This is a genomic window from Bradyrhizobium sp. CCBAU 45321 (assembly GCF_028128975.1).
In the GTDB taxonomy this organism is placed as follows: Bacteria; Pseudomonadota; Alphaproteobacteria; order Rhizobiales; family Xanthobacteraceae; genus Bradyrhizobium; species Bradyrhizobium yuanmingense.
In genome coordinates this window covers 1-7,176 of record NZ_LFKZ01000081.1, presented here as the reverse complement: position 1 = coordinate 7,176, position 7,176 = coordinate 1, and the positions used below count along the sequence as shown (strand labels likewise).

6 protein-coding genes are annotated in these 7,176 nt (G+C 64.5%); 2 read left to right on the top strand and 4 right to left on the bottom strand.

Annotated features, from left to right (window positions below):
* A partial coding sequence (locus tag ACM43_RS10110) for an OmpA family protein (RefSeq protein ID WP_271539901.1) occupies positions 1-1,024 on the top strand: 1,024 nt, incomplete at its 5' end.
* Between the two features lie 50 nt (positions 1,025-1,074).
* Here the strand turns inward: ACM43_RS10110 and ACM43_RS10105 are convergent.
* A complete protein-coding gene (locus tag ACM43_RS10105; protein ID WP_271539900.1) occupies positions 1,075-2,022 on the bottom strand; it encodes a homocysteine S-methyltransferase family protein in 948 nt (315 codons plus the stop codon).
* Positions 2,023-2,252: 230 nt separating this feature from the next.
* On the opposite strand from ACM43_RS10105, the gene ACM43_RS10100 reads away from it, so the two are divergent.
* Positions 2,253-2,873 (top strand): TetR/AcrR family transcriptional regulator, encoded by a 621-nt coding sequence (locus tag ACM43_RS10100; RefSeq protein ID WP_157285081.1) that lies wholly within the window; start codon positions 2,253-2,255, stop codon positions 2,871-2,873.
* 90 nt (positions 2,874-2,963) lie between these two features.
* On the opposite strand, the gene ACM43_RS10095 is transcribed toward ACM43_RS10100, so the two are convergent.
* The 3 genes from ACM43_RS10095 to ACM43_RS10085 all read right to left on the bottom strand — a co-directional run bounded on the left by ACM43_RS10095 (position 2,964) and on the right by ACM43_RS10085 (position 7,044).
* Positions 2,964-4,721 (bottom strand): alkaline phosphatase, encoded by a 1,758-nt coding sequence (locus tag ACM43_RS10095; RefSeq protein WP_271539899.1) that lies wholly within the window; start codon positions 4,719-4,721, stop codon positions 2,964-2,966.
* Between the two features lie 117 nt (positions 4,722-4,838).
* Positions 4,839-6,176: an argininosuccinate synthase gene (gene argG, locus ACM43_RS10090; protein WP_271539898.1), complete on the bottom strand. Its 1,338-nt coding sequence runs from the start codon at positions 6,174-6,176 to the stop codon at positions 4,839-4,841.
* 91 nt (positions 6,177-6,267) lie between these two features.
* A complete protein-coding gene (locus tag ACM43_RS10085) occupies positions 6,268-7,044 on the bottom strand; it encodes a phosphatase PAP2 family protein (protein WP_271539897.1) in 777 nt (258 codons plus the stop codon).
* Between the last annotated feature and the right edge of the window lie 132 nt (positions 7,045-7,176).

The following is a 7,176-nucleotide window of genomic DNA, read 5'->3' as shown; positions in this document are numbered from 1 at the left end:
CCGCGCCGCGCCGACAGTCGCGGCGCCCTTGCCGCCGCCGCCGCGTCCGCAGCAGCGTGACCTGACGCCGCTTGCGATCGGCGCGGGCGTGGTGGCCGGCGCCGTGATCGGCGCCACCATCGCCGATATTCATAGCCAGCGGCGCGAGGTCGTCGAAGGCGGCCGCACCGTCTATACCGAGCCGGACCGCATCATCATCCGCGATCCGGGCGGGCAGGCCTATGTCCGCGGCAACGATCTCTATCGCTTCCGCTACGGCGCCCGCGACATCCGCACCGACACCGTCGGCGGCGAAACCCGCACCGTCGTGATCCGTCCCGACGGCAGCGAGGTGATCACCGTGGTCGGCCCAGACGGCTCGCTGCTGCGTCGTATCCGCAGGGACCCGCGCGGACGCGAGATCGTGATCATCGACAACACCTACCGCGATCCGCGGGCGGTCGGCGGCTTCTACGTCGACGTGCCGCCGCCGGTGGTCAGCATTCCCTATGATCGCTACATCGTCGACGCCCAGGAAGCGCCGCCGCAGGTGATCTACGAAACGATGCGGGCTCCTCCGGTGCAGCGGATCGATCGGCGCTACTCGCTCGACGAGATCCGCTACAGCCCGAATGTTCGCATGCAGATGCCGAGCATCGACGTCAACACGATCACCTTCGAGACGGGATCGTGGACCATTCCGCCGGATCAGGCGGCGCGGCTCCAGGTGATCGCAGAAGGCATCAACCAGGCGATCCAGGCCAATCCGCAGGAGGTGTTCCTGATCGAGGGCCACACCGATGCGGTCGGCAACGAGGTCGACAATCTGTCGCTGTCGGATCGCCGCGCGCAGGCCGCAGCCGAATTGCTGACGCAGCAATTCAGTGTGCCCGCGGAGAACCTGACGTCGCAGGGCTATGGCGAGCAGTATCTGAAGGAGCAGACGCAAGGCTCGAGCCTGATCAACCGGCGCGTCACCGTCCGCCGCATCACGCCGTTGCTCAATGGCGGCCAGGCCAATGCGGCGCCTCCGCCGCGCCAGTAAGTCCTTCGCAAGAAGACAATGGCCGGGTGCGATCCCGGCCATTTTTCTTGTCACGCCGTCATCGTTTCCGACGGCAGACATGCCTCGCAAACGGCGGCAACATGCCGGTGATCGGTGCCGCAACAGCCGCCGAGAATGCGCATGCCAGGGAATGCGCGCCTGAGCAAACGGTAGCGGCGGCCGAGATCTGCGGGATCACCACTGTCCAGCGCCTCCGATTCGTCGAGCTCGGCGTGGCTCTTGACCGATGCATTGGCTCTGATGCCGTGGATGCGTTGAACCCACGCCTCGCCTGCGGCGAGTGCGCTCTCGAAGTGAGTTGGGTGCGCGCAATTGATCAGGAAGTATTCGCAGGCTGCGTCGTCGACCGCCTCGATCGCCTCGCGCAGCGACTCTCCCCGGACGAGGCGGCCATCGGTTTCGACCGTGAAAGAGATCGCGACCGGAATGTCCTGCCTCTTGGATGCACGGACCACGCCCACCGCTTCGTTGATGCTGTTCAGCGTGAATGCAGTCACCATGTCGGCACCCGCCTCGGCGAAGGCCGCGATCTGGTCTGAGTGGTAGGCTTCCGCCTCCGCCGCGTCCATGTTGCCGGCCTTGTAGCCGTCGCCTCGCGGACCGATCGCGCCATTGATGACGCAAGGCGTGGCGGGGGACTCCCAAGCGCCGCGCAATTCGTCGAGGAAGCGGATGGCGCGCATGTTAATGGCCTTAAGCCTGGCCGCATCATAGCCGAGCTTGGCGCCCCAATCAGGGTTGGCGCGCCAGGTCGGACTGTCGAGGACAAAGCCGAGCCCATGCTGCCGCGCGATGCGCAGGTAGGCTTCGTAGTACTGCCTCAAATGCGCACGGCCATCCGCGCTGTCGAGCAGCACGAATGCCGCAAAGTGGGGCAGCTCCAGTCCGTGCTGAAAGATGAGGGTTGTTTCCATGCCGCCGTCGGTCAGGAAAATGCCGCCGCCGCGCTGCGGCAGACCCTGTCTGTATCTGGCCATTGATCGCTCCATGATTTGGACGGGCCGCACTCTTCACTCGGTCGCGCTACGCCCGTGTTCGGTCGCGGCATTTGGTGCCGCAAAATGTCGCGTCGCTCTAGAAGCCCCATGGTGCGGCTGAACTTCCACCCGCAAGCGGAGACAAATCAATGATTTGCAGGAGTCACGCGGAGTGGGCCTTGGCCCCAAGGGCCAATTTCTGCACCGTCGGTACAGTTCTGGAGACATCGATGGGAAAGGGCGAAGCGACGCGCGAGCGCATTCTCGAGATCGCGGAAGCGGCGGTGCTCGCGAAGGGCTTCGGCGCCACCTCGATCGAGGAGGTCATTGCCGAGGCCGGACTGACCAAGAGCGGGTTCTTCTATCACTTCAGGGATAAGAACGCGCTCGCACGGGAGATGCTGCGTCGCTACGTGGATACGAATGACCGCCTGTTCGACGAGATCTTCAGGCGCGGACGTGAGCTCTCCGACGACCCGCTGCAGTCGTTCCTGATCTCGCTGAAACTACTCGCCGAAGTCATGGCCGATCTGCCGAACGGCCATCCCGGCTGCCTGATCGCCAGCATCTGCTACCAGGAGCGCTTGTTCGACCGCGACGTTCGCGATCTGACCGCGCAATCGGTCCGGAGCTGGAATGCGCACTTCCGCGAGATTCTCGACGGCATCGCCGCGGTCTATCCGCCCCGCGAGCCGATCGACCTCGACGATCTCGCGGAGATGATCTCGTGCGTGGTCGACGGCGCAATCATCATGTCGAAGACGCTCAACGACCCGAAGCGGCTGGAGCGGCAGATCATGCTCTTCCGCAGCTGCGTGAAGCTGGTCTTCACGCCGCCTCACGCGTCGTGAATTGATAGAACGTGAGCGGACCAGGGCGGCCCGTCCTGCCGCGCTCGCCTGCGGCAGGAATAATTGCGCCCAGGTTGGCAGTCGCCCCCATCATTCTCGCGCAGCCAATCCCAGCGCCTCGGCCATGACACGGAACACTTCGGTATTGTCCATCGAGCCGTGCACGCGCTCGCTCCCCGGGCCCGTCGCCGTGACAATGACGTCCTCGCCCGAATGCACGCTGGCGCCGACCAGCGACGACAGATTGCCGGGGCGCAGCACCGCGCCCGGGACCTCCTTGTATTTCTCGTTGGCCTTGAAGGTGCCGTCGTCGCCGGCCTTGACGGTCGGCTCGTTGGGATTGTCGAGCTTCGGGCGGAACGTCTCATAATGATCGGGCAGGCTCGCCGAGAAGATGGCAAGCCGGCGGCTCACGTCGACGCGTGACGGATAACCTTCCGCATCCGGCGCGGGATAGTTGGGAAATCCGGCCTGATCATAGACCCCGACGCGCTCGCGCAGGGGCACGTTGGGCGTCGTGCCCATGTCGTCGTTCACCGTGCCGACGAGGCTGTTGGGATGATTGTGATCGGCCAGCACCAGGATGAGGGTGTCGTCGCCGCGTGCGCGCGCCCATTCGCGCGTCTGACGCACCGCGTTGTCGAGCATGATCGTGTCGTAGACGGCACGCTCCATGTCGAGCAAATGCGCGTATTTGTCGATCATTCCGGATTCGACCATCAGGAAGAAGCCGGCTTCGTTCTTCGAGAGGATTTTCAACGCCGCCTGCACCTGTTCGGTCAGATCAGGCTGCTCGGGAAATTTCTTGACGCCGCCGCCCTTGAGGAATTTGCGGTCGAGCGCGCCGTCCATGTTGCCGGTGGCGAACAGGCCGAGCAGCTTGCTCGTCTCTTGCTTGGCGGCAGAGGCGCTGAGCTCGCCCGCGGTGGTCGCCACCTGATAGCCGGCATCGCGAAACTTCGCGATGTAGTCGGTCTCGTCCTTGCGCTTGGAGCCGGCAGCCGACTTCGGCAGAAAATTCGCGCTGCCGCCGCCCATCATCACATCCGGCTTTGCCGCGAAGAACTGCTCGACGATGTCGTCGTAGGCGGCGCGCCGGCGGGTGTGCGCGACCATCGCCGCCGGCGTCGCGTCTTCGATCTCGGTATTGGTGACCACACCGATCGCCATGCCGAGCCGCCTTTTGGCAAGGCTGGTGATGGTTTCGACCTTGGGATCGTCGAGCGGGCTCGCGCTGCGGTCGGCATAGACGCCAAGGGCATTGACGGCGCTCTTGTGCCCGGTCGCATAGGCGCTCGCCGAGTTCGCGGAATCCGTAATGATCGAGTCCGAGCCGGCGGTTGCCACCAGCGCCATATGGGGCATGTCGTCGATGGCGAGCTTGCCGCGGCTCTTGCCTTCCGAAATGCCCTTGGACAGGATCCGCGCGGCGACCCGATGCGCCGGCGACATGCCGTCGCCGATGAACAGGATGACGTTCTTCGCCTTGCGCGGGCCGGTGTCGTAAACCGTCCATGTGACGCTGCGCTGGCGCGTGCCGTCGCTCACCTCCACGGCGACGCTGCCCGGCTTGGTCAGCGTGACGTCGCGCAGGACCAGGGCCGACTGCTCCTTGCCGTCCTCGCGCTCGATGAAGGTTCCGGAGCGGCCGAACGCGGCTGCATAATCCGCGCCGTTCACCGTCACCTTCAACTTGGCGGAATCGACCAGCCCGGGGAGCTCGACCTTGAAGTCGAACTTGGCTCCCGCCAGGATCTCGGCGCGATCGATCGGATAGATCGTCTGCGCCGACGATGATGATGCCCAACAGAGAACAATGAGAGAGGCGAGTGCCGATCCCCTGACCATGTGCGATGCTCCGCAATCCCGTTTCCAACAGAAGTGGAAGCGTAGCGGCCGAGAATGACAGCGTCATTAAGCTCGTAGCCCGGATGGAGAGAAGCGCAATCCGGGCTCCGGAAAGCCTCAGCCCTTGTCGCTCTCGAGCCGGAAGATCTGCGAGCCTTCGCTGCCCGACAACAGGCCGGTCTTCGAATAGAGACCGAGCTTGGTGCGGGTGTCGGCGATGTCGAGATTGCGCATGGTGAGCTGGCCGATGCGGTCGGCCGGCGTGAAGGCGGCGTCCTCGACCTTCTCCATGCTCAGCCGCTCCGGCGCATAGGTGAGGTTGGGGCTCTCAGTGTTGAGAATCGAATAATCGTTGCCGCGGCGCAGCTCGAGCGTGACTTCGCCGGTGACGGCGCGCGCGACCCAGCGCTGTGCGGTCTCGCGCAGCATCAGGGCCTGCGAATCGAACCAGCGGCCCTGATAGAGCAGGCGTCCCAGCCGCATGCCGCTGATGCGGTATTGCTCGATCGTGTCCTCGTTGTGGATGCCGGTGACAAGGCGTTCATAGGCGATGTGCAGCAGCGCCATGCCGGGCGCCTCATAGATGCCGCGGCTCTTGGCCTCGATGATGCGGTTCTCGATCTGATCGCTCATGCCGAGGCCGTGACGGCCACCGATCGCGTTGGCTTCGAGGAACAGCGCGACGGGATCGGAGAAGGTCTGGCCGTTGAGCGCGGTCGGCTGTCCTTCCTCGAAGCGCACCACGACCTTCTCGGCCTTGACATTGCAGTCGTCGCGCCAGAACGGCACGCCCATGATCGGGTTGACGATCTTGATACCGCTGTCGAGGCTCTCGAGATCCTTCGCCTCGTGCGTGGCGCCGAGCAGATTGCTGTCGGTCGAATACGCCTTCTCCGCGCTCATCTTGTAGGCGAAGCCTTGCGCGGTCATGAACGCAGACATCTCGGCGCGGCCGCCGAGCTCGTCGATGAACTGCTGGTCGAGCCAGGGCTTATAGATCTTCAGGCCGGGATTAGTGAGCAGGCCGTAGCGGTAGAAGCGCTCGATGTCGTTGCCCTTGAAGGTCGAGCCGTCGCCCCAGATGTTGACACCGTCCTCCTTCATGGCCGCGACCAGCATCGTGCCGGTGACGGCGCGCCCGAGCGGCGTGGTGTTGAAATAGGTGATGCCGCCGGTCGAGATGTGGAAGGCGCCGGACTGGATCGCGGCGATGCCCTCGTGGACCAGCTGCGTGCGGCAATCGACGAGGCGCGCGTTCTCGGCGCCGAACTCCAGCGCCTTGCGCGGGATCTCGTTGTAGTCGGCTTCATCCGGCTGGCCGAGATTGGCGGTGTAGGCGTAGCAGCGCGCCCCCTTCTGCTTCATCCAGAGCAGCGCCGCAGAGGTGTCGAGGCCGCCCGAAAAAGCGATGCCGACTTTCTCACCCTTGGGCAGGCTTTTCAGGATCGTGGTCATGGAGCTTCCAATCGGGTCTCAAGCTGATGTGACGGGTGCGTTCGACCGCGCGAATATCAAATTTCGCGGGGCTCGGCACCCCTTTAATGGCTCAAACCGAGGGCTCGGGACCGATCTTGCGGCCGAACAGGCGCTGGCGCAGCCGATAGGCGGGCATGTTCAGCCGGGACAGGGCGGCATCCACCGCTTCGTCCGAGAACCGCGTCCGCGGCCAGCGGTAAATCAGAGCGTAGGCGAACCAGATCACGACGAAGGTGACGAGGCCGGCGATGGCCACGTCGGTGAAGAAGTGACCGCCGAAGGCCATACGCAGGGCGCTGGTGAGCGCGCCGAAGATGACGGCGCCGGCATAGGCGAGCGGCCGCCACGCCGGCGGGGCCAGCGCCGCGGGCGCCAGCGTCCAGAAGGCGGTCGCGCCCTCGCCCGAGAAGAACGAGCAGTTGCGCGCGCAGCCGCCGCGGGGATCCCACCACGGCACGAATTGCTGGTCGCCGGCAAATTCCGTCACCACCACCGGCCGCGGCCGGCCCCAATAGGTCTTGAAGGTCAGGTTCGTGAGGATGCCGGCCGACATGATCATGGTCACCAGCAAGAAGATGATCGTGCGTCCCCGCACGATTAGCGGCCGGTCCGGCCGGATCATCTTCGCAACAAGCGCCGCGATTGACGGCAGCACGAAGGCCCAGGCGATCCACATCGCCGCATCGCGCGCAAAGCCGGCCCACCCGTTCAGCTTGAGCGGGAACGTCTTGGTCGCGGGATCGAAGAACAGCGATGCGAGCTTGAGGTCGAGCTCGGGATAGAGGCCGAAGACGACGCCGATCACGAGCCACAGCGCCAGGGCAATGAAGAGTCCGGTACGGTTCATGGCGCGCGGTTTAGCGGAGTGGGATGGAGATGAAAACCCCAAGGGAGGTATCCATCCTCCCCTGGAGGGCAGGGGAATCGCATGTAATCCTAAGGCATTGCGATTTGGAGAGAAATCGATTCTGAAGGTGAC